Consider the following 25,408-nt stretch of genomic DNA (forward strand, 5'->3'; position numbering starts at 1 on the left):
TGATAATTAAGATTGAGAATCTTGAGCTTTAAGTTCGCGCCATCTTCTCGCTACATCCCAACATTGAGCCACTAAATGATGCCACGGAACGAGCATCCGAGACTCGATTCCAGCTTGACCGTCAGTAGCTTTAAATAACATTTGGGCAGTACTAACCTCTTGTTGACTTTTTTTGACTTGTTCTAGTAATTGAGCTTGTTCCTCAACTGTAAAAAAAGATAATCTTTCTGATTCTAATAAAGAACGCGATCGCGAAAACCAATATTGAAAATCTTCTAGAAGAGGTTCGAGAACTGTTTTAAGCAATTCTTGTTCTGAAGACATAAATTTTAAAATAGCTTGTTATCTCACTACATATATTAGCGTTTTTTACATATCTTAATAGAATCTCTGATGATTTTAATTATTAAGTTCACAATTCAAAGACTTAGTAACACCAGTATCATAGAAAGAAACAAGACTTATAGCTGTTAGTAAAATCAAAAGAGTTAATTTGCATGGTTAAACAGCCGATGCCCACCGCAGAAGAATCAAATTTCATTAGATTACCGCGCACAAGTGAATCAGAAAATCTCAAGAAAATCCGCCACACAACCTCCCACATCATGGCAATGGCGGTGCAGAAGCTGTTTCCGAAAACACAAGTAACCATTGGTCCTTGGACAGAAAATGGCTTTTATTACGACTTTGATAGTCCTGAACCTTTTACCGATAAAGATTTAAAAGCAATTAAGAAAGAGATGATCAAGATCATCAATCAAAAATTGCCTGTCATTCGGGAAGAAGTCAGTCGAGAAGAAGCTAAACAGCGTATTGAAAAGTTAAACGAACCTTATAAACTAGAAATACTTGAGGGAATTCAAGAACCGATTACACTTTACCATTTGGGTGAGAGATGGTGGGATTTGTGTGCTGGCCCTCATGTGGAAAGTACCGCAGATATTAATCCCAAAGCCATTGACTTAGAAAGTGTAGCTGGTGCTTATTGGCGTGGAGATGAAACTAAAGCCCAACTACAACGGATCTATGGTACAGCTTGGGAAACTCCCGAACAGTTAGCCGAATATAAACGTCGTAAAGAAGAAGCCTTAAGAAGAGATCATCGTAAGTTAGGTAAGGAATTAGGACTATTTATTTTTGCCGATCCTGTTGGTCCTGGTTTACCTTTATGGACTCCCAAAGGAACAATCTTGCGATCGCAGTTGGAAGATTTTCTCAAACAAGAACAGATCAAACGTGGTTATCTTCCTGTTGTAACACCGCATATTGCCAGAATCGATTTATTTAAAACTTCAGGACACTGGCAAAAATACAAAGAAGATATGTTCCCGATGATGGCAGAAGATGAGGAAGCAGCCAAGCTAGAACAGGGATTTGTCCTCAAACCAATGAACTGTCCTTTTCACATCCAAATTTATAAAAGTCAGTTGCGTTCTTATCGGGAATTACCCATCAGATTAGCTGAGTTTGGAACTGTTTATCGTTATGAACAATCAGGAGAATTAGGCGGTTTAACTAGGGTGAGAGGTTTTACTGTCGATGATTCTCATTTGTTTGTCACTCCTGAACAATTAGATGATGAATTCCTTAAAGTAGTAGATTTAATTCTGGCTGTCTTCAAGAGTTTACAACTGAAGAACTTTAAAGCACGTCTTAGTTTCCGTGATCCTGAATCAGATAAATATATCGGTTCGGATGAAGTTTGGTCAAAAGCCGAAGGCGCAATTCGTCGTGCAGTACAAACCTTGGAGATGGATTATTTTGAAGCACCAGGAGAAGCTGCTTTTTATGGCCCAAAACTAGACTTTATTTTTGAAGATGTTTTAGAACGGGAATGGCAGTTAGGAACAGTACAGGTAGATTATAATCTTCCAGAACGCTTTGATTTAGAATACATTGCGGAAGATGGCTCTCGTAAACGCCCAGTCATGATTCACCGCGCACCTTTTGGTTCTTTAGAAAGGTTGATTGGTATTTTGATTGAAGAATATGCAGGAGACTTTCCTTTGTGGTTAGCACCTACTCAAATTCGTTTACTACCTGTAAACGATAGTCACATGGATTTCGTACAGGAAATAACAACTAAGATGCTAGCAGCAGGAATTAGGGCAGAAGCGGATACCAGTAGGGAACGCCTCGGTAAAATGATCCGTAACGCCGAAACTCAAAAAATTCCTGTAATGGCAGTAGTTGGAGACAAAGAACTTGAAGGAAACGCTTTAAATATACGTACTCGTGTTTCGGGAGAATTAGGAGCAATTCCTGTGGCAGAAGTAATCAATAAGTTAACTGATGCTATCTCTTCTCACAGTAATTTGTAGTTCTTACCTCGATTTTAATGATTAACCCGTCCTGTTGATTTGAAAATCTGGATGGGTTTTTTGATTAATTTGGCACAACTCTTAATCTCATGTACGAATACGCATTTTTCAATTGGGTAGACCACGTTAATTTTTTAAGGCAATAGGGAATAGTTTGGTTTAATTAATCTTGTAGTCTATTCACCTGAAAATCGCTGTAAGTATTTATAAGTCTGTTGCGATCGCAAAAATATTAAGTACATAGGCAGAATTATCTGTATATTACAATCAGATTCAGCCAAAAATCGCAAAAAGTGTCATATTCTAAATATAATGACATTTTATAAAATAAATGACACAAACTATTACTAAAGTCAATAAACAAGGACGGATTGTCATCCCGATTGAATTACGCCAGCAATTAGGGCTGGTAGCAGGATCGAAACTCATTGCAAGGCTAGAAGGAAATCGAATTATTTTAGAAAAACCCGATGATGTCTTTCAACGTCTGCGCTCAACCTTCAATTCGTCAGATTCGATAGTAGAAGAGTTAATTGCAGAGCGAAGGGCTGAGACTGCTAATGAGTAGTTGCTTTGTTCTTGATGCCTCAGCGATTTTAGCACTGCTTAACAATGAGTCAGGGGCAGATCGAGTTCAGTTCGTTTTGGAAGAAGCAACTTGTTTCATGTCAGTTGTTAATTGGTCAGAAGTTGCCCGAAAATTAGTAAGTAAAGGGCAAGCAGTCAAACCAGTAGCTGAAAGTTTGCAGGCTGTTGGGTTAGAGTTCAAAAGTTTTGATTACAGTTTAGCTGTGGCAACGGCTCAAATTGAAGCTCCACCGCTTTCGTTAGGAGACAGAGCGTGTTTATCTTTAGCTGCTAAGTTGGGAGCAATAGCATTAAGCGCAGATCAAATTTGGTTGACTTTTAACACTGGCATGACTGTCGAGTTAATTCGCTAAATTGAGTAAAGCGATCGCTTTCTAGATCATGTTCTATTGAATAGTTATGTTAAATTATTTAAAATTTAAACTTTAAATCGGAAAACGTTTCATCATCGCGATCCCTTCTTGGGCATTATTAACTAAAGTTGAGGAAGCATGAGGCATTTGAGGAATTTGCCAAAGAACGTCTAGAGTCCGTCGCAGCATTCGGACAATATCACCTTCATCCAGATTAGTACTGTCACATAATTCATTCCATTCGATGCCTAATACCCATTGTTGGGCGAGTCCAATTAATTCATATTCTCTCCAAATTGGTAAACCTACTCCATAACGATGTTGAACTTGGAACAGATGAGGACGAATTTCTCTTAAAATTGAAGTTTTTGCTGATTTATTAGCATCTTGTCGTTTTTTAATCCCTAAAGCTTCTAATACTTCTGGCGGTGGCGGAAAGTCGCACCAGACATCACCACGAGGAGTTTCTGTAATTAGGGCGCAAACAGCAGCAGCTAGTTGAGGAGGTTCTAAAACTTCTAATTCTCCCGACAGAAAAGCTAAAGCTAGCCATAGTTCATTATCTCCGCGAATAGTAGCAGCAGCTTGTCCTAAAGCAGTAGGGGTATATTCTTCAAGAGCTTGAAATTCTTGTAATACTTTAATCAAACTTAGAAATTCATCCCAATAATAGGATTGATTGGATTTGTGTTTTTGGTATTGAATTTGGGTACGGTGAAGTTTTTCGCGCAATTCTATTCTTTGTTTGTGGCGTTTCACCATTTGACCAGGATTATCCCATTGTTGAAGGGGATGATTGTCTAATTGAGTTTGTAATTGGTCAATTTTTTGTTGCTGTTCGATCACTTCAGCAGGCGCGATCGCAGGAATTAAGTTATGTTCGATTTGTTTACAAACTGCTAGAGTCTGAGGATTACCTGGTTGTCCTTTACCCAAACGTGGATTTTCTAAGGAAGGTAAGGGAATTTCTTTGATTATTTCTGGAGCAAGAAAACCTTCATTAATTTCAGTGATATCAGCATTAGCTGCGATATACCAATAGTTATCAATTCCTAAGCAAACTAAATTATCTGCTTGACCGCAACCTGGAATTTTAGTAATTACTACTGCTGCTAAAGGTGATGAGACTCGCACGTGTTTGCCCTTTAAACCAACGATTCGACCTGGTTGAATATCTGGGATCAAAGGTTTAATTGCGTTCTTTCTAACCGCTTCTGCTTGTTGCTGAAGAATGTCTAGCAGTCGATGTTCTTCTTTAAGGCGATCGCGTATTTTTTCATAACTGGTAAATTGTCCAATCGGAATTGGTGCAAGTTCAACATCGAGTTTAGTTAATTCAGTAGTGTAAATAGCGATCGCTTGTTGCTCGGGGGCTAATCTTTTACGCGCCAGATATTCGGCAAAACTTCTTTCTAACAGTTCTTTGATTTCAGTTATGGTATGTTTTTGCAGTAAATTTAGTACCATTCCATAGGAAGGAGTAAACCAGCTTCTGAGGGGTTCTGCTTGAGAAGTAGCTAGATAAGCAGCTTCTTTCGCGCCTTCAAAGGGAGTTTGGGTTGTAACAACATAACCAACTTCATCTTTGCCTCTTCTGCCTGCCCTGCCTGCAATTTGTAAAAATTCGGAAGGAGTCAACATACTATGTCCGTCATCAGTGCGTTTGGATAAGGCAGAAATAACGGTAGTTCTAGCAGGCATATTGATTCCTGCTGCTAAAGTAGCAGTGGCAAAAACGATCTTGACTAAACCTAATTCAAATAAACGTTCGACTAATTCTTTCCAAACTGGTAATAAACCTGCATGGTGAGAAGCAATCCCTCTGGTTAAAGGTTCGATTTGTTCGATTCTAAGAACTTGGGATAGTTGGGCAAGTAATTGAAACAATAAGTATTTTTCGTTGGGATGGTTAGCAAAATAATTCCATAAGTCGTTTGCTGCATTGGGATTAGCTGCCAAATAGCCCCAAAGTAAAGATTTGAGATGAGGATTACTTTGTTCTAAAGTCTGTAATAAAATTTGTTGTAGTTCTAGATTTTCACTAAGAATAAACTGTAACAAAATTGCTTCGATTTGTTGAGCTTCTTCGGGAGTAACCAAATTGAGATTATCTAGATTATTAACTGCCTGATCGCATCCGCGCCGACTAAAGATGATGTAGATCGCTGGCAGCATATCTTTAGCTTGTAGCTGTTGAATTGTCTGGATAATACTAGGACATTCTCTATTTTTTGAACGTCGAGAATTACCACCTTTTTCGCGAGAAGTTTTTTCGCTAGCTTTTAATTTAGGATTGAGTTTAGTTTGTTGGGCATTTAGTAAAGGAAATAATCCTTTTCTGTTACTAAAATAAAATCGTAGGGGAACAGGACGAAAATCAGAATTAACTAACTCGCAACTAATTACTGGTTCTTTAGTTTTAATAGCTGTGTCGCTTCTAACTCGATTAATCCAATCAGTAAATTCTTCAGCATTACCAATTGTTGCAGAAAGGGCAACTAACTGAATCTGAGTAGGACAATAAATAATTGATTCTTCCCAAACAGTACCTCTTCCGCGATCGCTCAAATAATGACATTCATCTAATACTACTGCTGCAACATTCTCTAAAGAAGTTCCTACTTCCCCAATCGGAGTTTCATACAACATATTACGAAAGATTTCCGTGGTCATCACTACTACTTGAGCATTAGGATTAATTAAAATATCTCCAGTAATTAATCCAACTAGCTTTTCATTTTCTGCGCCAAATTGACCTAAAAAATCACGAAATTTTTGGTTAGATAGAGCTTTTAAAGGTGTAGTATAAAAAATCCTCTTGCCTTGACTCAAAGCAAGATAAATAGCGTATTCTCCCACCAAAGTCTTGCCCGAACCTGTCGGGGCGCAGACAACTACTGATTTACCTCGATCTAAAGCTGCGATCGCGTCTTTTTGGAAATCATCAAGTTCAAACGGAAATAATTTGTGGAGATTCAACTCAGAATTTTGAGAAATTACGTTCACGCGAGGTTCTGTTCAGACTGTAAGCCACTATAAATAAGTTAGATATATTGTTACATCTTTACTAAATTATGACTAATCACCAGTCATCAGTCATCAGTTATCAATAGAGACGTTCCATGGAACGTCTGTACACCAGTTACCAGTTACCAGTTACTAATTACTAATGATGAGGGATGAATAATCAACCTCACCGAAGGTGCGCGTAGCGACCAACAAAAAAACACTACTAACCGATAACTCCATCTGTGTAAAGGCTGTGGACAAACAATTAACCTAAGCGAAGCGCACTACCGTAGGCCTCAACAAAACCAAATTAATTATTTTTTCTGCTGTCGATTCAGTAAACGTTTCTTAGTTAATAAAGAACTAAAAAGTCCCTGACTAGGACTAAAGAAAAATCCTAATAAGAAAAAACCACAAATAATTAAGACAATCGCTGCCCCAGAAGGCAAATCAAAATAATAGCTTAGATACATTCCTGTGATAATAGAAATTATGCCTAAGATAGAACCAACAATCATCATTTGATGTAACTCTTTAACTAATAAATATGCTGTAATTGCAGGTCCTACCAACAAAGACATAACTAACAACACCCCAACAGTTTGCATACTAGCAACTATGGTAATAGTAATAGCAGAAATCAAACCTAAATATAATAAATTTACTGGTAAACCACAGGCTTTTGCCCCCAAAGGATCGAACGTGTAAAATTCTAATTCTTTATAAAAAAGTTTAGTTAATAATAAAATAACTCCTGTAATAATTACTGTTTGCCAAACATCCGCAGAAGTAATGCCTAAAATATCACCAAATAATAAACTCGTTAAATCAACTTGATTCGTTCCTAAAACCGTAATTAAAATGACTCCTAAAGCCAAAAAAGTACTAAGCGTTAGAGCCATTGCTGCATCAATTTTTATCCGCGATCGCGATTCAATGATCATCACAACTAAAGCACTAAGTACACCTGCTACAAATGCCCCAATTGATAAATTAATGTTTAGAAAAAAAGCGAGGGAAATTCCAGGTAAAACAGCATGAGAAATGCAACCAGCCATCATGCCCATTTGTTGTAAAATGAGGTAACTTCCGACTACCGCACTAAGAATACCTAAAAAAAAGCCAAGAACTAAAGCCTGGCGCATAAATTCAAAACCGAGAGGTTCAATTAGCCAATGAAGTAGCACTGTTCTGTTGAATTAGTAGAGAAGATATTTATTTTTTTACCATAAGCTTGTTGTAAATTTTCTGGGTTTAAAACTTCTGCTTTTGACCCAACTGCGATTAATTCTTGATTTAATAATAATAATTGGTCATAATGAGCGATTGTTTCACCTAAATCATGACTAATTACGAGTAGAGTTTTATTTTGGGCTTTAAGTTCACTAAAAACTTCAAAAATAACCTCTTCAGTATTGCGATCGATATTGTTAAATGGTTCATCAAAAAAGAATAAATCCGCTTGTTGTGCGATCGCTCTAGCTAAAAATACTCGCTGTTGTTGTCCTCCCGATAATTCCCGAATCTGACGCTGACGATATTGCCACATTCCTACCCTTTCTAAAGCATTTTTGACAATCAGTTTAGATTGGCGTGAAGGCTGGCGAAACCAACCTATAGTTGGAATACGTCCCATCATTACTACTTTTTGAACAGTAATCGGATAATCCCAATCAATTTGTGTCCGTTGCGGTACGTAAGCTACTCGTTTTAGTTGACGTTTGAGAGGTTGAGAACCAAATTTAACTATTCCTTTGGCTGAAGGCACAAGTCCCAAAATTGCTTTGACTAAAGTACTTTTACCTGCCCCGTTTGGGCCTAATAAACCTGTTACTTGTCCTGGTTGCAAACAAAAAGATACAGCTTTAATTGCCCATGTATCGCGATAATTTACTGCCAAGTCGTACACTTCCAGCACAGTAGACCTCAAAAAAAATTAGAATCATTATCATTATAAAATTAGAATCGTTATCATTGAGAATTTGTTTTATGAAAAAAACTCTTAGAATCACAAATATCTATAAATTAATACTTTTAGTCTTGACGGTGGGATTAGGTAGCTGTAGTAAAATCAATTCAGAAACTCAAGCGATCTCGCTTTCGCGAGGCGCCTTCGCGATCGCTCAAGAAAAACCTAAAGTAGTAGCATCTCACAGTGTGTTGTGCGATTTTGCCCAAACAATTGCTCAAGATACCATTGATTTAACTTGTTTAATTGAACCTGCCCAATCATCCCATACTTATCGCCCTACCCCTTCAGCCAAAACAGCGATTGAACAAGCACAACTAATTTTGTATGGAGGCTATGAATTTGAACCAAGTATTATTCAGTTGATTGAAGCGAGTACAGCTACTGTACCAAAAATTGCGGTTCATGAAGCGGTAGTAACTGAACCAATTATGAGTCAACATGATCACGGGCATGAAGATGAACACCACGAAGAAGAGTCTCACGAACATGAACATAATGAAACCACCAAAAAAGAAGCCCAATTAAAACCAGACTCCCATATTTGGCATAATGTGTGGAATGCAGTAGAAATGGTAGAGTTGATTCAGTCTCAATTGATTTCACTTAATCCTACTCAAGCTGAACTTTATCTACAAAATGGAACAGCCTTAACTGAAAAGCTAACTGATTTAAATGGTTGGATTAATCAACAAATTGCTACTATTCCTGAAGGACAAAGAATTTTAGTTACTACCCATGATTCTTTAAACTACTATGTTCAAGCTTATCCACTAGAAGAATATAAAACTCTCCAAGGTTTAAGTACCGAAGAATCTCCCACTGCCTCGAAATTAAGAGATTTAGTCACAGAAATTAGACAGGCAAATATTCCTACTATTTTTGCTGAAGTAACAGCTAACGATAAAGTAATTAATAGTATTGCTCGCGAAGCCAATGTTAAAATTTCTGAGCAAAAACTCTATACTGATGGTCTAGGTGAAGCAGGAACTCCTGCGGGTACTTATATTGGTATGATGGAAAATAATACTTGTGCGATCGCGGTAGGATTAGGAGGCAAATGCGAACCGTTTCAGCCTTAAATATTGGCTCAAAATGGTGCAATTGCAGTTAGTTAAGTACCAGAACAAAATATTTAAACTACAAAAATGTCCTCATGGGTAAGCTTTAATCCCGTTGTTAAAGTAGCTATTTGGATTGGTGCGATTGAACCATTACCATCCGCATCAAACCATAACGCACCATTAGAACTATTATAAATAAAGCGATCGCTACTATCGGCAGCAGCACTACCAATTCTAAATTGACTAGGATCAATTACATCACCTGCTACTAAACCGCCACCAAATTTATGTCCTGATACTTTAATCAAATCTTGGCTGACATTAAAATCAGTAATAGTATCTATCCCTTCTTTAGAATTATCAAAATAAAAGGAATCTTTTCCTTTGCCACCAGTTAAAAGATCGTTTCCTGCGCCTCCAGCAATCAAATCATTACCATCATTACCACTAAGGGTATCTTTACCTTTTCCCCCTCGCAAAGAATCATTTCCTCTGCCACCAGTTAAAAAATCGTTTCCTTCTCCGCCAATAATCGAATCATTACCATCATTACCAGAAAGGGTATCGTTACCTTTTCCTCCTTGTATTAAATCATTGCCATTAGAACCGTTAATCTTAGCATTGCCATTAACACTATTGGCACTAATTTTGATACTTTTATTATCAGTTAAAGAGAACAATATATCATTCTGATTAACACTGACAGAAATACTTGCACTAGATGAACTAAAACTAAACGCCATAGTAAACTTCCTTTCCTTGTTTTGAACTGAAATGGCGATCGCTTCTAGAGAAAATTATTTATTAAAAAAAAATTTAATAGTTTTATCCTCAATGTATAAATATTGATTGGTAAAATGTTGCCAAATTGGCTAAAAATTTATTGAGTTTTTTTAGCTTGGCTCAATCGAAGTATTCAAGCAAACTAACTAATAGAGTGAGTGGTTTTTGTGAAATAAGAATAATAATTTAAATTGTTAATTGAATCAAGCATAGTAAAAATTTAAAACTAATAAAGTCTCAGCTTTAATAATAAATTGTTTAATTCACCTTTAGCTGAAGGTTCATTAGGTAAAAAACTATTTTCAAAAGCTTTTTTCAACTCATTTTGTAATTTTTGATATTCTTGAGTATAAAACTCCAAATCAATTTTTTGTAATAATGATGTTTCAGACTTTGCTAGTTTTTGAGCAATTAAATCATTAAGATAAGGTAATTGAAACTCTTGATTAAGTTTAATTAAATCAGCCTCAATTTTTCCTGTATTCATTAAATAAATTCCTGTCAATAAAACCCGATAAACGTATAGCAATGGCTTAACCTGATAAACATTAGTTTTTGTAAATAATCGCCACTGAGTTTGAGCAAAGCCTAGATAATGATAATAATGATTACGAGTAATACACTTACAAGCGATCGCTTTTAATTCTTGATGTTCTGGAGTTGTATAAACGATTAACGGCGAGTAAAGTTGCTCTAAAACATAACCATTTCTTTTTAGTAATAATGTCAAGAATTTTTTAAGCTCATGAGTCACTAAATCAATTAGTACCCCTTCTTTACTTTCCGACTTTTCAATAGTTTCTTGAACAGGATATAAGCCAACTATTTCTCTTGCAGGTAAGATATGAATTCCTCGTAGATCGTAATCAGAGTCTGGAGAAGGAAATCCATATAAATGCGCGCCACTAATAGTCAAAAATACTAAAGGATAAGGTTGTATTTGAGCTATTTGAGTTAATAATTTTTGATGCATTATTATGACAGACATTTTAAACAATTCAACATTTTCAAAAAACCATTGCTTTTCTTGCTTCTATTAACAAAGCGTTCGCTTTTTCATAATCAGGACGTTCAGGCAATGAAGTATTACTCAAACTATCACTAAATTTTTGATGTAAATCTAATCGCCACTTATTGACTTCTTGCCAAGGCATAGACTCATTACGAATTGCCAACAATTCTTCACGATATTGTTCTATTTTGACTGGAACATATCCTTCTTTCAAAATGGTAATCCCAGATAACAATAATCGAATTAAATGCATAGCGTGTTTCGGTCTGATTGTTCCTTGATTTCGCAAATCTTGCTCCATTTTTTTGAACTGGGAGATTACATAACCGTTATAAGTTTGATAAACTAACTGAGATAAAAATATTTTTTGATTAGCTAATAAGTTCTCAGCAATAGGAGTTATTTTTTCTACTAAGGGAGTATATAAACACTCCAAAATATTAGGGTTAGCTTTTAAGGCTAAAATAATAAATTTTTGGAATTCCCAATAGCATTCTTGATTATCCTGATTTTCTAATTGTTCGGGTATCCCATACAAAGACCAATGCAAATCAGCAGGAGGTAAATAAATTCCTCTTAAATCTGTATCAGAATTTTCTTGGTCTAAGCCAAATGCTTTTGAACCGACTACACAACGATAGATAACATAGTCATAAAGATTTAACTCTGCCAACATATCACTAGCATTTTGTAATCCTTGTTTTTGATATTGTTTACGAATGCTAAATTCATGGCGATTTAAGATTATTTCCACATCATTAGACAGACGAATTTTATAAGCGTAAGAGTTGTCTATAGGAGAATTGATAATTACACCTACTCCACCCTGGGGACAAATAACTTCATTGTGTTTATTTTTAACTTCAATACGACTAACAACTTGTGTGCCAACAGGAATAATTAGATTAGGATTCAAAATATTTTTATCAATTACTAAAAAATAGAACAAATCCAAAGTATCCTATTTTTAGCAGTAGTATAGGTATTCTTAAATTGATTTCAACAAAGCATTTTTAAACGCGATCGTATCTTATGGTAAAAGATACCACTTAGACAAAACCTGCTACCAACTACCCGATCGCGTCATAATATACAGATGGATAACAACCTTTAGTTCAATCGTTAAGACTGTGACAGAAGTAAAGAGCTACAAAGATACCGTAAATCTGCCCCAGACAGAATTCAACATGAGGGCAAACGCCAAGACGCGCGAACCAGAATTACAACAATTTTGGGCAGAAAACCAAATTTACGAACAACTGTCACAACATAATCCAAATGATCTATTTATTCTTCACGATGGCCCTCCCTATGCTAATGGTTCGCTACACATGGGTCATGCTTTAAATAAAATTCTCAAAGATATTATCAATAAATACAAATTATTGAGAGGGCATAAAGTTAAATATGTTCCTGGTTGGGACTGTCATGGACTCCCGATTGAATTAAAAGTGCTACAAAGCATGAAATCGAAAGAAAGGGAGGGTCTAACCCCGATCAAATTACGCCACAAAGCCCGCGATTTTGCCCTGAAAACCCAACAAGAACAGTGCGAAGGTTTCAAAAGATATGGAATCTGGGGAGACTGGGAACATCCCTATTTAACCATGACTCCTGACTATGAAGCAGCCCAGATTGGTGTGTTTGGGCAAATGGCATTAAAAGGTTATATTTATCGCGGATTAAAACCAGTTCATTGGAGTCCTAGTTCTCATACGGCTTTGGCTGAAGCGGAATTAGAATATCCTGAAGGGCATACTTCCCGTAGTGTTTATGCTGCCTTTCCTGTAATCTCTTTGGGAGAAGACGCAAAGGAATTAGAACAGTATTTACCTAATTTAAGTGTAGCGATTTGGACTACTACACCTTGGACTATTCCAGGAAATTTAGCAGTTGCAGTTAATGGGGATTTAGAATACGCAGTTGTTGATGTAGGGACAATTCATGAATTGTCTCTACAGTATTTAATTGTTGCTAAAGATTTAGTCGAAAAATTATCTGCAACTCTCGGTACTAACCTGACAGTTAAAACAACCTTACTAGGGAAAGCTTTAGAAGGAATCACTTATCGTCATCCTTTATTCAATAGAGAAAGTAAAGTTGTTATCGGAGGCGATTATATCACTACCGAATCTGGTACAGGTTTAGTTCATACTGCCCCCGGACATGGACAAGAAGACTATATTGTCGGACAGAAGTATGGTTTACCGATTCTTTCTCCTGTAGATGATAAAGGTTATTTTACTGAAGAAGCAGGTAAATTTGCAGGGTTAAATGTTCTCAATGGTGGTAACGAAGCGATTATTGAAGCTTTAAAAGATGCTGGTTCGCTACTAAAAGAAGAACCTTATCAACATAAATATCCTTACGACTGGCGTACCAAAAAACCAACTATTTTTCGGGCGACAGAACAATGGTTTGCCTCGGTAGAAGGATTTAGAGAAGAAGCTTTAAAAGCAATTTCCTCTGTGCAATGGATTCCTGCCCAAGGAGAAAATCGCATCACTCCGATGGTAGCAGAACGTTCGGATTGGTGTATTTCTCGTCAGCGTAGTTGGGGTGTTCCTATTCCTGTATTTTATGATGAGGAAACGAATGAACCCCTTTTAACCGAAGAAACAATTAATTATGTCCAAAGGATCATCGCAGCAAAGGGTTCGGATGCTTGGTGGGAACTACCTGTAGAAGAATTGTTACCAGAACAATATCGTTCTAACGGGCGCAAGTATCGTAAAGGTACGGATACAATGGATGTCTGGTTTGATTCTGGTTCGTCTTGGGCAGCGGTAGCTAAAGCCAGAAATTTAAAATATCCTGTCGATATGTATCTGGAAGGATCGGATCAGCATCGCGGATGGTTTCAATCTAGTTTACTTACCAGTGTCGCGACTAATGGCATTGCACCCTATCAAACCGTTTTAACTCACGGTTTCGTCTTGGATGAAAAGGGACGTAAGATGAGTAAATCTTTGGGTAATGTCGTCGATCCCAAAATCATCATCGAGGGTGGTAACAATCAAAAACAAGAACCGCCTTACGGTGCAGATGTTTTAAGATTATGGGTATCTTCGGTTGACTATTCTTCTGACGTTCCCATCGGTCAAAATATTCTCAAACAGTTAGGAGATATCTATCGTAAGATTCGCAATACTGCCCGTTTCTTACTCGGTAACTTACACGATTTTAATCCTGAAACCGATGCAGTTGCCTATGCAGACTTACCCGAACTAGATAAGTATATGCTGCATCGTATGACAGAAGTGTTTGCCGATGTCACCGAAGCCTTTGAAAGTTTTCAATTCTTCCGCTTCTTCCAAACCGTACAAAATTTCTGTGTGGTAGATTTATCCAACTTCTATTTAGATATTGCCAAAGACAGACTATATATTTCTGATCCAAATTCCTTCCGTCGTCGTAGCTGTCAGACAGTATTAGCCATTGCAGTAGAAAGTCTCGCAAAAGCGATCGCGCCTGTATTATCTCACATGGCAGAGGATATTTGGCAATCTATCCCCTATGAAACTAGTTATAGATCGGTTTTCCAAGCTGGTTGGGTGGAGATGAAAGACGAATGGAAGAAACCAGAATTAAATCAATTTTGGACAAAAATTCGTCAGTTAAGAGACGAAGTTAATAAAGTAATGGAACAAGCTAGAACAGCAAAAGCGATCGGTTCTTCTCTCGATGCTAAAGTTTTATTATATGTTGCCGATTCTGATCTAAAACAACATCTAGAAGCTTTTAATCCTACTGATAGTTTTAGTGGCAATGGGATTGATCAGTTGCGTTACTTCTTCCTTGCTTCTCAAGTAGCATTGGTAGACTCTTCTGAAACAATCGATAAAGCTGAATATAACAGTAAAAGCGATCGTTTAGGAATTGCTATTGTCAAAGCTGATGGCGAAAAATGCGATCGCTGTTGGAATTATTCTACTACCGTAGGAAGTTTTAAAGACGATCCGACGATATGCGATCGCTGTAATGCTGCTTTGAAAGGAGAGTTTTAATCAACTGGAGGGGTAATGTAAGAATTATCCCTTGTCCTACAGACTTTTGTTATATTAGGAAGCTGTGGAATATTAGACTGACATCGAGTGGAGAAGCAAACACCAACATTTATCGATCTTTTTGCAGGAATTGGAGGATTTCGACTAGCTTTTGAACAGGCTGGATATAAGTGTGTCTATTCTTGTGAAATAGATAGTGCTTGTCAAGAGGTTTATTTTAATAACTTTGGTGAAAAACCCAAAGATGACATTACTAAGATAGACATTGAAAAAATACCAGATTTTGATGTTTTAACCGCAGGTTTTCCTTGTCAACCATTTAGTATCTGTGGCAAAAGACAAGGTTTTGAAGATACACGAGGTACGCTATTTTTCCATATCTGCAAAATTATAGAAGCTAAACAACCTAGTGTAGTGCTTTTAGAAAATGTAAAGCATTTAGTTCATCATGACCGAGGAAGAACTTTAGATATAATTCTTTATTCTTTAGAAGATTTAGGATATTTAGTCGATTATAAAATACTTAATTCTAAAGATTTTGGTCTTCCACAAAATAGAGAAAGAATTATAATTTTTGCAACTAAAAATAAAAAATTTGATTTTAATCTTATCGAGACAAATAACTGCATAAAAAAATTAGAAGAGTATCTTTGTAAACAGGGATATTTTGAATATTTAAAAAAGCAAGAATACACCCTAATTGAAAATCCTAAAAAACAATCTTCAGGATTAATTTTTGTTGGATATAGAACTAATAAAACAACTTGGAAAAAAGGAGTTAGACCTAATACACAACATCTTTCTAGAGTACATCATCAACCAAATCGTATTTATTCTGTGGAAGGAGTTCATCCTACTATCCCGTCTCAAGAAACATCAGGAAGATTTTTTATTTATATACCAAAAGAAAATAAAGTTCGCAAATTAACAATTAAAGAATGCTATCGAATTATGGGGTTTCCCAATAGTTTTAAAATTCATGATTCAGTTGCAGAATGTTACAAGCAAATTGGCAATTCTGTATGTATTCCCATGATTTATCAATTAGCCGTTCAAATAAACAAGCAAAATTTAATGAGATCGAAAGAAAAAATATATAACCATAATATTAATTTTTATCAGCGTAAACCAGTACAGCTTGAGATTTTAGAAGTCGCTGTTATGAATCATAAACAAAAATTATTAGAAATATATTATCAATCATCAGATTTGGAAAATAATAATCAATTACCAGATCCGATAATTGAATATATTAATGTTATTGCCCAAAATTGTTCTAAGCAGAAAGGCGTTTATACAGTATTAATAACTCTATTAATACATAAAATTCTCGAACCGACTCAAGATATTAGATATCATCAAACAAGTATGGCTGGAGGATTTTCTGGTAGAACAATAGACACTCAATATATTACACCCACGCTTAAAGAATTAGGACTACCAGCTATGGCAGAAAGTGGTTGGTTAACTCGTTCTCTAGAACAACCTTATCCTTATACTCTAAAATACGAAGGCAAAATTAATAATAAATCTGTCAAAAATGCTTTCTTAAGTATTATTGATTTTGTAGAGGAACATCCTGATAAAACAGAACTAATTACTAAATTACTAATTTATCAAATCAAACAAGCTACACAATCTAATCGGATTGCCATTGTTAAGTTAGCAAATCCTGAAAAATTAAATATAATAACAGTTATTAATTGTCTAGATACTCATTTTAGCTATAATTATAAAACTTTTGGAGCATCTAAATTACCTGTAATAGCTTTTTATGCAATTTATCAAAGATTAATTCAAGAAGTTGAAAGATATAAAGAATGTATTTTAAAAGATTTAGGCAGCCATACTGCATCAGATCGTACTTCTAAAACAGCAGGAGATATAAAAATTTTTGATAAAAGTAAAAAACTTATTGAAGCTATAGAAATTAAGTATGGTAAACCAATTAGTTTACAACTAGTTCTAAATGCTAAAGATAAAATATTAAAATATAGTCCCAGAAGATACTATATATTTTCTTCTGTTGATATTTACAAAGAAGATGAAATTAAAATCAAAAATGAAATTGAATTAATTGCTCGGAATCATGGTTGTCAAGTTATTGTTAATGGAATTATTCCAACACTTAAATATTATTTGAGATTAATTACATCAGTAGAAAATTTTATTGAAAATTATTCTAGATTAGTAGAACAAGATCGAGAATTACAAGCTATCCATAAAATACAGTGGAATAATATATTAAAAACTCTTGAATAATTTTAAGCTATTTAAAACAATTGGGGTATAAATAATATGAATAATAAAAAAATACCTGATATCGAAACAAGAAAAAAATCACTATCTCGTCTTAGAGAAGTTTGTTTAATGTTAGATGTTTTAAACATGACTTTGGATGAAGCGATAGCAAGTGCTGAAGCCGATCTTCGTAATAACAATATTAATCGCCGTCGTCGCCAAGAAGCAGAACGTTTATTTGCTGATTATAAAAAAAACAATTAATAAATTTATAAATTTATTATGATTAGTTTTATCTGAATTTGTAATTTACTTCTATTTTTTATTACTAGATAAAAGTGTTATTAATTTTCTAGCAGTTACATCCTGACTAATAATTTTCCCTTGACGATTAAATAAAATAGTACCGATTTTTAGAGAAACATCTGCGTATTTTTGAACATAAGCAACAGCATTTTGGCTAATTTTTTCTGCTAATAAAGGAAATACAGATTCAGCTAATTGCAATTTTACTAGTGTTTTATAAGCAGCATCGGCGGTTTTTGCTGTTAAAATAGCTTGAATTGTCTCAAGATTACCACCAACAGAAGCCACCGCAGCACTAATAATTTCTAACTTGGCATCAGCTATATGACTAGATGTATTAAATATTCCGCCAGCTAGTTTAATTAATTTACCTTGATAACCAAGCAAAAGCACAGAATTAGCACCGCGTAAACCTGCTTCTACTAGCATTGCACCAATCCAATTACCAGTTTGAACAATAGTTTCTTCAGGAATACATAATTGTTTGGCAACGTGCATCCCATTGCTACCCAGACAAAAAACTAAATTTGCATGGTTTTGAACTTTATTTTGTAGATCGAGACGAAATGCTTCTAAATGATCGGCAGCCGATAAAGGTTGAGAAATACCGCTAGTTCCTAGTAAAGAAAGTCCTTCTAAAATCCCAAAAGCTTCGTTGGAAGTCCTTTGAGCTAGTTGACGACCAAATGGTAATATAATAGAAACCGTTACAGTTTGATCTTGTGGAATTAGTGGTAATAAATTAGCCTCAAATAAACGACGAGCATAATTATAAATAGCAGGTTTACCTGTTACTGTTTTTCCTAAACCTTCACCAGCTTCTACAATCAAAGCCTCAGAAACACGCTGACTCAACCTCACCCATGCCCAAATTGGTGTATTGCGAGTTAAGTCCAAATTATCCCCTGGATCGCTGAGGGTAATTGCTAAAGCACTGGTAGAATCTAAACTAGCTACTTGTTCAATAGGTATTTCTGCGCTTTCTGGTAAGAGATCGAGAGTAACGATGGGTTCGGCATTCATTTTCTCTTGTAAATGCAACAAGGCAGCCTTAGCAGCAGCGACAGCAAAAACAGGTAAGGTATAACCAGTACGAGCCATTGATTAAAAATTAATGATTTTAGCTTAGATTGAGAAAAAAGTGTTTTAAAAGCAGAGGAGCGACAGATGCAGAGGAGAATTGGAATAATAGTAGATTGCTCTTTTGATTCTACTCTTCTTTTCTTGACTGTATCATGATTGATGAAAAAAAAGATTGATATGAATGCGAGTTTTGATCTTAGGTGGAACGGGTGATGCTTTTGAATTAGCCGTCAAAGCTTCAACTATTGAAGGGATAGAAGTAATTCTTTCCCTAGCAGGTAGAACTAGTCAACCAGCCAAAATTAACGTACAGACGAGAATCGGCGGATTTGGTGGAATAGAAGGTTTAGTTAACTATCTCAAAAATAATGCGATCGCTCTACTTATTGATGCAACCCATCCCTATGCTGCCCAAATTTCTTTCAATGCAGCCACAGCAGCCCAAATCTGTAACATTCCCTATCTCATCTTAGTACGTCCACCTTGGCAACCAACCAAACAAGATGATTGGATCGAAGTAGAAAATCTTCAAGCTGCTGCCGATCTACTACCTACTTTAGCAAAAAGAGTCTTTTTAACTATTGGTAAACAAGAACTATCTACTTTTGCTCATTTACAAGAGATCTGGTTTTTGATGCGTATGATCGATCCTCCCACATCTGATCGATTAATCCCCAAAGGAGAAATATTATTAGATAAAGGGACTTTTGCTGTAGCAGAAGAAATCAAGTTATTGAAAAAATATCAGATTCAAGCGATCGTTAGTAAAAATAGTGGTGGTGAAGCAACTTATGCCAAAATTATTGCTGCTAGGGAATTAGGGTTACCTGTAGTGATGGTTAAACGTCCAATAATTCCAGAAAGCGATCGCTTTAGTAATGTAGAAAGTGTTTTGAAGTGGTTGAATCATTTTTAGAATTTTCAACCAATAAGATTGACTACTATTGGTAATTCTCAAAACTTCAATTCAGTCGGTTCAAAAGTCTAATTATTTTAATTGCAAAGTTAGTATTTGCACAGACGTTGCCAAATTAAGATATGGAGAGTAATTGAGCGTGCTGGACAAGAAGAAGGTGTAATTGCTGTTTATAGATCGAGTTTATGATTCAATCTTTCAAAAACAAAATAGAATACGGAGATTTTCAAACTCCAGTAGATTTGGCTGAAAAAATTTGCTCTAAGAGAGTCGAACTTGGTATTAATCCCGACGTAATTATAGAGCCAACCTGTGGTGTAGGCAATTTCATTACAGTTTCTGCAAAGTATTTCAAATCTGCGAGAAAAATTATAGGCTTTGAAATCAATCAAAATTACATTAATAAAATTATTTAGCTCCTAAAACTTGGAATTATTTAGAGTCTCATGCAAAATATTTAGATGCTAGAAAAAGCAAAATATATCAAAATAATCCTCGATTTTCTATTTTTGGAGTTGGCAATTATACCTTTTCACCTTGGAAAATAGCAATTTGCGGACTATATAAAAAACTCAACTTTCGGCTTATTGGGACAATAATAAGATAGATATCCAACATAATTATTATTATTTTTCAATAGAAAATCAGTCGCTACTATCCAAATAAATAATGAACTTGAGTAACACCTTGACGTAACTGTTGTTGTCTTTTTAACCAAGACTGACGAATCCAAGGGCGGATCACAGGTGCAAAACGACTAGCTAACCATCGCAGCAAAGCACTTCCACGTAATTTTTCTGCTTGGGCGATTTCTTGCTGTTGTAGTTGTTGAATGCGGATAATTTCAGGTTCGCGTTCGGCTTGAATGAGTGGTAAAATGAGACCGCTCTCGTTGTGGTTAACGGGTTTGGATAATAAAGGGATTAAATAATTTGCAGCTACAATCACATCGCGTAATGCCATATTGATACCTTGGGCGCGGATTGGTGAGAGGGGATGAACTGCATCACCTAATAATAGTAATCCTGGTTGATGCCATTGAGGACAACGACCAACAACGACAGATAGTAAAATTGGTTGAGTAATAGTGTGGCTATAGTTTTGCAAATGTTGGGCTAACCAAGCAGGAGAGTTGGCAATTAGCATCTGAGTCCAATCAATTTCTTTCCAGTTAATTGAGTCGTCAGCGTGTAAACCCCAACCTAATTGAAGTTCATTTTCGGAACTGCGAAACAAACCAAATCCATTGCGATCTTTGAGAATTGAGTAAAAAATATTTTCTGATTCCAGCAAAGAACCAGCAGCTAGTTTAAACCACAAAATATCAATATTGTTGGAGAGTTTTTCTAATGACAAACCGGCTTTTTGTCGAACCACAGAATTGCGTCCATCACAACCAATAACTAAATCGGCAAGAATTTGTTCTTCTCCGAGTGTGACACCGATAACTCTTCCTTCCTGCTTAATTAAATCACGAACGGGTTTACCTGGTAAAAATTCAAACTCTTGATAATTACTTGCCTTTTGAATTAATGCTTCCAGTAAATGAGGTTGTGAAACTAAAGTACAAGGTTGCTCATCAACTTCCATTGGTTCATCTACCCGAAAAAGCGATCGCTCTTCTAAAATAAATTCCCACCCATCAAGAGCTTTATGAGGAATCTGAGCGATTAATTCTGACAATCCCATTTGTTTTAAGGCATCTAAACCACTGGGCATTAATGCCTCACCTCGAAATACTCGCCGAAAATCACGCGAAGCTTCAATTAGTTTGACTTGGATGCCATGTTGAACCAACAAAAGTGCTAACGTCGCTCCTGTTGGGCCGGCTCCCACAATTACAACTTGAGTCATAGCTTAATAAATATAGCAGTTTTCACGCTCTATGAGGTACATCGTGGTTTTTCTTGATTGTTAATAGTTGATTGCTAATTGTTAATGGTTGATTATTCATAATTAGTAATTAGTAACTGGTCACTGATAACTGTATTGAATGGGGGTGGCGTTGCTCCCCCACATAAAACTATTTAATCTATGTATTCCACAACATCCTCGATTGAGTAACGAACTTTAGGTAGATAAGCATATTTATCATCCTCGGCTCGATATCCAGCAGGACAAACTACTACGGTGGCGTATCCTTGGGCAGGAAGTCCCAAAATTTCATCGTATTCAGCAGGAGAAATTCCTTCCATTGGACAAGTATCAATTTCTAACATAGCTGCACAAGTCATAAACTGCCCCAAAGCTATGTAAGTTTGTCGGGCAGACCATTCATTAAGATTAAGAGGATAAGGTGGCTGTTGTAAAAATCCTTTAACTACCTTACCAAAACCCTCAAGATTTTCTACTGTGGTATTGCGAACTTCTGCCATTCTTTCAATATAGCGATCAACTTCTTGAGCATCAACGTCTTTTTTGATGGCTAAAACAACTAAATGAGAAGCATCTACAACTTGTGTTTGTCCCCAAGAATGTTTTACCAATTTTTGGCGAATTTCAGGGTTGTCAACTACAAAAAATTTCCAAGGCTGTAAACCAAAAGACGAAGGAGCAAGTACTAAACTCTGTTCTAATACTCGCCAAATCGATTCGGGAATCTTTTTAGTTGGGTCAAACTTTTTGGTAGCATAACGCCAATAAAGTTGTTGCAGAATGAGATCGGGGCTTATGGTTGTGTCAATCATGCATCAAGTTGCTAAACTGTTTTCAGTTTAACGATAGACATAAAACTAATGTTGCTGCATGAATTACAGGATTGAAACTTTAAAAATTTTCTTTAATTAGTTTTAATTGAACGATTGTCTGGATCATAATTGCTTTAATCTAAACTTTAATCAACCAGACGTGTTAGATATTCTTGACCTCGATATTTCTTTAGACAAAACTACTTATCAAACCAAAATACAAGACTTAATGCGTCAGTTGCATAGTTTACAAACTCAATGCTGGCGACAAAAATTACCTGTGGTAGTTGTTTTAGAAGGATGGGCAGCAGCAGGAAAAGGAGGATTAGTCAAAAAAATTACCAATTATATGGATCCTCGCGGTTTTGCCGTTCATCCCATTTTGCAGCCTTCTCTAGAAGAACAGAAATACCCGATTTTATGGAGATTTTGGCAAAAATTACCACCCAAAGGCAAAATTTCTTTTTTTTATCATAGTTGGTACACCCACGTTTTAGAAGATCGTTTATTTAAGCGTTTAAGCTCAGAAGATGTGCCAGGAATGATGAGGGACATCAATGCTTTTGAACGACAATTAGTTGATGATGGAGTTGCGATCGCAAAATTTTGGATTCATCTCAGTCGTAAAGAATTAAAATCTCGTCTTAAAAAATATGCTGCTGATGAACTAGATGCTTGGCGAGTTCGTCCTGAAGATTGGCAACAGGCTAAAAATTACCATCACTATCAGCAATTAGCTGAAGAAATGCTGATTTACACTAGCACTGGTGCTGCTCCTTGGACTTTGGTGGAAGGTAATTGTCGGCGTTGGGCTAAAGTAAAAGTTTTATCTCAGTTGGTGGCAAGTATTTCGGCCGTTTTATCTAAACAAGCAACTAATCAATTCACTATTCCTAATAGTCCACCACAAAGTCAATTATTATCAACTGAACCAGATTTTTTGGCTCAGGTAGATTTAAATCTTTGTTTAGAACAAGAAGAATACAAACAACAACTGCGTCGAATTCAAGTCAAACTGCATCAACTACAACTACAAATTTATCAACATCAAATACCTGTGTTGGTTTTGTTTGAAGGTTGGGATGCTGCGGGTAAAGGAGGCGCAATAAAAAGACTGACTGATACCTTAGACCCCCGTAGCTATAAAGTATCTACCTTCGCTGCACCAACCAAAGAAGAACATCAGTATCATTATCTTTGGCGTTTTTGGCGACAACTACCCCAAAGAGGCACGATTGGTATTTTTGACCGCAGTTGGTATGGTCGAGTTTTAGTAGAAAGAATTGAAAGTTTTTGTAGCGATCGCGAATGGCAACGAGCATATCAAGAAATTAATGAATTTGAAGCAATGGTGACTGGTGCTGGTTATGTCTTAGTCAAGTTTTGGCTACATATTAGTCCCGAAGAACAACTCCAACGTTTTGAACAAAGAAAAAACGATCCTTTTAAACATTACAAATTAACCGAAGAAGATTGGCGTAATCGGGAAAAATGGTCTTTGTACGAAGTAGCGATTAATCAAGCGATCGCTCGTACCAGTACTCCTGCTGCACCTTGGACAGTTATTGCTGGCAACGATAAATATTATGCTCGACTCAGTGTGATTAAAACCGTGGTAACTGCGATTGAAAGACAACTAAAAAGATGCAAGTAATGTTACAACGGATCGCTTTAGTAGTCACCTTGAGAAAGAGATTATGAGTCGACTTGTAGAAACAGTGATTGCTAGCTTACAAGATCTACTGAGCGAAGCGATCAAAGCATTACCAGGATTACTAACAGGGATCATCATTGTCTGCTTAACTCGTTATGTTGCACAATTTATTGAAAAAATAGCTGAGCGCACTGGAAAAAAAGCTCTTCGTAATCCTTCTTTACAAATTTTACTGACTAAAACTGCTCAAGTAGGAGTTTGGACTAGTGGCATTTTACTAGCTTGTGTAGTCGCTTTTCCTGGTTTAGCTCTAGGAGATATTATTGCTACTCTAGGAATTGGTACGGTAGCAATTGGATTTGCCTTTCAGGATATTGCTAAAAACTTTTTAGCAGGAATTATTCTTTTGGTTGAAGAACCTTTTCGCATGGGAGATGAAGTTGTTATTGATGACTACCAAGGTAGAGTAGAACACATTAGTATTCGGACTACGGAAATTCGGACTTATGAAGGAGAAAAAATTCTTTTACCCAATGCTACTGTTTTCACTAATGCCGTTAGAGTCAAAACAGCTTATGTCTCCAGAAGAACCGATTTAGCCGTGGGAGTCGATTATAATACGTCTTTAGCCGAAGCATCTCAAGTCTTGGCAGGCGCGATCGCGTCTGTTCCTGGTGTTTTATCGGAACCTTCACCAGAAGTTGATTTAGTTGAATTTGGTGACAGTTCAATCAATTTAATCGTGCGTTACTGGACTTTACCCCAACAAAAACAAGCCCGTCAAGTCAAAACCAAAGCAATTCTGGCAATTAAAACTGCTTTTGACGCTGCTCGAATTAATATTCCTTATCCAATCAGAACTTTATATTATTACAACCACAATCAATATCACGATTGCTTACCCGTCAAGTAGAGTACTGTTCACACTTGTAGAGGCTTAGTATATAGCAGTTCTCACGCTCTATGAGGTACATCCGTTCGATACGGATTGAGCGTTAATGGTTAATTGTTGATTATTCATCCCTCATAATTAGTAATTAGTAATTAATAACTGGTGTAGAGACGCGACATGTCGCGTCTCTACTGGTAACTACAGTTGTTTCTTCCCTGTTTATTCTCGATTTTGAAAGAAACTATTTAAATAAAGATATTGGAGCTACTATCAAAAGTTAGTTGCAACCCGAGCTTTAATACCTGGGTCTAGCCAAAAATAAGCAAAAACCACAGGGAAAGCATAATTTAGCCAAGATTTATTTTTGATTAAGGTTAAATTAAGGATAAAAATTTCTAATAAAAAAATAAAGGATTCTCTCGTAGGGGAAATACTCCAATATAACTATTAATAAGTTCGGCAATCCGTCTTAAGCCAATATTCCATTGTAACTGTTTTTGCTTCATTATGAAAATAGCAGCTT

At 36.1% G+C, this 25,408-nt stretch carries 21 protein-coding genes and 1 pseudogene; 12 read left to right on the forward strand and 10 right to left on the reverse strand.

Annotated elements, in window-relative coordinates; genetic code table 11:
• Positions 1 to 6 precede the first annotated feature (6 nt).
• Positions 7 to 324 carry a DUF2605 domain-containing protein gene (locus STA7437_RS00285; protein ID WP_015191355.1) on the reverse strand — a complete coding sequence of 106 codons (318 nt, stop codon included), beginning with the start codon at positions 322 to 324 and terminating at the stop codon, positions 7 to 9.
• A gap of 173 nt (positions 325 to 497) precedes the next feature.
• Between STA7437_RS00285 and thrS the strand changes: the two genes are divergently transcribed.
• From thrS to STA7437_RS00300, 3 genes are all read left to right on the forward strand, one after another.
• Entirely contained in the window at positions 498 to 2,321 is a 1,824-nt protein-coding gene (gene thrS / locus STA7437_RS00290) for a threonine--tRNA ligase (protein ID WP_015191356.1), read from the forward strand.
• 331 nt (positions 2,322 to 2,652) lie between these two features.
• Positions 2,653 to 2,889, forward strand: a complete 237-nt coding sequence (locus tag STA7437_RS00295; RefSeq protein ID WP_015191357.1) for an AbrB/MazE/SpoVT family DNA-binding domain-containing protein — start codon at positions 2,653 to 2,655, stop codon at positions 2,887 to 2,889.
• The gene (locus STA7437_RS00300) at positions 2,882 to 3,262 is read left to right on the forward strand and encodes a type II toxin-antitoxin system VapC family toxin (RefSeq protein WP_015191358.1); all 381 of its coding nucleotides are present in this window, start codon (positions 2,882 to 2,884) and stop codon (positions 3,260 to 3,262) included. The genes STA7437_RS00295 and STA7437_RS00300 overlap by 8 nt, the downstream gene beginning before the upstream one ends.
• 72 nt (positions 3,263 to 3,334) lie before the next feature.
• Here the strand turns inward: STA7437_RS00300 and STA7437_RS00305 are convergent, their stop codons facing one another.
• From STA7437_RS00305 to STA7437_RS00315, 3 genes are all read right to left on the reverse strand, one after another.
• The gene (locus STA7437_RS00305; protein ID WP_015191359.1) at positions 3,335 to 6,268 is read right to left on the reverse strand and encodes a DEAD/DEAH box helicase; all 2,934 of its coding nucleotides are present in this window, start codon (positions 6,266 to 6,268) and stop codon (positions 3,335 to 3,337) included.
• A 317-nt stretch (positions 6,269 to 6,585) separates the two neighbouring features.
• Complete coding sequence (locus tag STA7437_RS00310; RefSeq protein ID WP_051036084.1) at positions 6,586 to 7,416, reverse strand: metal ABC transporter permease; 831 nt, start codon at positions 7,414 to 7,416, stop codon at positions 6,586 to 6,588.
• Positions 7,417 to 7,439: 23 nt separating this feature from the next.
• Positions 7,440 to 8,189, reverse strand: a complete 750-nt coding sequence (locus STA7437_RS00315) for a metal ABC transporter ATP-binding protein (RefSeq protein ID WP_015191361.1) — start codon at positions 8,187 to 8,189, stop codon at positions 7,440 to 7,442.
• Positions 8,190 to 8,260: 71 nt separating this feature from the next.
• Here STA7437_RS00315 and STA7437_RS00320 point away from each other — a divergent pair, with 71 nt between their 5' ends.
• Complete coding sequence (locus STA7437_RS00320; protein ID WP_015191362.1) at positions 8,261 to 9,322, forward strand: metal ABC transporter solute-binding protein, Zn/Mn family; 1,062 nt, start codon at positions 8,261 to 8,263, stop codon at positions 9,320 to 9,322.
• A gap of 53 nt (positions 9,323 to 9,375) precedes the next feature.
• On the opposite strand, the gene STA7437_RS00325 is transcribed toward STA7437_RS00320, so the two are convergent.
• From STA7437_RS00325 to STA7437_RS00335, 3 genes are all read right to left on the reverse strand, one after another.
• Entirely contained in the window at positions 9,376 to 10,047 is a 672-nt protein-coding gene (locus STA7437_RS00325) for a calcium-binding protein (RefSeq protein ID WP_015191363.1), read from the reverse strand.
• A 266-nt stretch (positions 10,048 to 10,313) separates the two neighbouring features.
• Complete coding sequence (locus tag STA7437_RS00330; protein WP_216087073.1) at positions 10,314 to 11,075, reverse strand: nucleotidyltransferase domain-containing protein; 762 nt, start codon at positions 11,073 to 11,075, stop codon at positions 10,314 to 10,316.
• Between the two features lie 19 nt (positions 11,076 to 11,094).
• A complete protein-coding gene (locus STA7437_RS00335) occupies positions 11,095 to 12,015 on the reverse strand; it encodes a nucleotidyltransferase domain-containing protein (RefSeq protein WP_041619633.1) in 921 nt (306 codons plus the stop codon).
• 214 nt (positions 12,016 to 12,229) lie between these two features.
• Between STA7437_RS00335 and ileS the strand changes: the two genes are divergently transcribed.
• The 3 genes from ileS to STA7437_RS00350 all read left to right on the forward strand — a co-directional run bounded on the left by ileS (position 12,230) and on the right by STA7437_RS00350 (position 17,611).
• A complete protein-coding gene (gene ileS / locus STA7437_RS00340; RefSeq protein WP_015191366.1) occupies positions 12,230 to 15,106 on the forward strand; it encodes an isoleucine--tRNA ligase in 2,877 nt (958 codons plus the stop codon).
• Between the two features lie 87 nt (positions 15,107 to 15,193).
• Positions 15,194 to 17,368, forward strand: a complete 2,175-nt coding sequence (locus STA7437_RS00345; protein ID WP_015191367.1) for a DNA cytosine methyltransferase — start codon at positions 15,194 to 15,196, stop codon at positions 17,366 to 17,368.
• A gap of 36 nt (positions 17,369 to 17,404) precedes the next feature.
• On the forward strand, positions 17,405 to 17,611 hold the full coding sequence (locus tag STA7437_RS00350; RefSeq protein ID WP_015191368.1) for a hypothetical protein: 207 nt from the start codon (positions 17,405 to 17,407) through the stop codon (positions 17,609 to 17,611).
• Positions 17,612 to 17,662: 51 nt separating this feature from the next.
• On the opposite strand, the gene cbiD is transcribed toward STA7437_RS00350, so the two are convergent.
• Complete coding sequence (cbiD, locus tag STA7437_RS00355) at positions 17,663 to 18,754, reverse strand: cobalt-precorrin-5B (C(1))-methyltransferase CbiD (protein ID WP_015191369.1); 1,092 nt, start codon at positions 18,752 to 18,754, stop codon at positions 17,663 to 17,665.
• A 163-nt stretch (positions 18,755 to 18,917) separates the two neighbouring features.
• Between cbiD and STA7437_RS00360 the strand changes: the two genes are divergently transcribed.
• The 3 genes and pseudogenes from STA7437_RS00360 to STA7437_RS27595 form a co-directional block, all read left to right on the forward strand.
• Entirely contained in the window at positions 18,918 to 19,652 is a 735-nt protein-coding gene (locus STA7437_RS00360) for a cobalt-precorrin-6A reductase (protein ID WP_015191370.1), read from the forward strand.
• Positions 19,653 to 19,837: 185 nt separating this feature from the next.
• Positions 19,838 to 20,068 carry a hypothetical protein gene (locus STA7437_RS26755; protein ID WP_041619051.1) on the forward strand — a complete coding sequence of 77 codons (231 nt, stop codon included), beginning with the start codon at positions 19,838 to 19,840 and terminating at the stop codon, positions 20,066 to 20,068.
• Positions 20,065 to 20,250: pseudogene (locus tag STA7437_RS27595) on the forward strand (SAM-dependent methyltransferase); the annotation flags it as partial. The gene STA7437_RS26755 and the pseudogene STA7437_RS27595, both read left to right, overlap by 4 nt.
• A gap of 56 nt (positions 20,251 to 20,306) precedes the next feature.
• Here the strand turns inward: STA7437_RS27595 and STA7437_RS00370 are convergent.
• The gene (locus STA7437_RS00370) at positions 20,307 to 21,506 is read right to left on the reverse strand and encodes an FAD-dependent monooxygenase (RefSeq protein ID WP_015191371.1); all 1,200 of its coding nucleotides are present in this window, start codon (positions 21,504 to 21,506) and stop codon (positions 20,307 to 20,309) included.
• Between the two features lie 173 nt (positions 21,507 to 21,679).
• A complete protein-coding gene (locus STA7437_RS00375) occupies positions 21,680 to 22,339 on the reverse strand; it encodes an NAD(P)H-dependent oxidoreductase (RefSeq protein WP_015191372.1) in 660 nt (219 codons plus the stop codon).
• 160 nt (positions 22,340 to 22,499) lie between these two features.
• Here STA7437_RS00375 and pap point away from each other — a divergent pair, with 160 nt between their 5' ends.
• Positions 22,500 to 23,993, forward strand: a complete 1,494-nt coding sequence (gene pap / locus STA7437_RS00380) for a polyphosphate:AMP phosphotransferase (RefSeq protein ID WP_015191373.1) — start codon at positions 22,500 to 22,502, stop codon at positions 23,991 to 23,993.
• Positions 23,994 to 24,036: 43 nt separating this feature from the next.
• Entirely contained in the window at positions 24,037 to 24,906 is an 870-nt protein-coding gene (locus tag STA7437_RS00385; protein WP_015191374.1) for a mechanosensitive ion channel family protein, read from the forward strand.
• Positions 24,907 to 25,408 lie beyond the last annotated feature (502 nt).

The sequence above is a fragment of the Stanieria cyanosphaera PCC 7437 genome (genome assembly GCF_000317575.1).
GTDB classification, from domain to species: Bacteria; Cyanobacteriota; Cyanobacteriia; order Cyanobacteriales; family Xenococcaceae; genus Stanieria; species Stanieria cyanosphaera.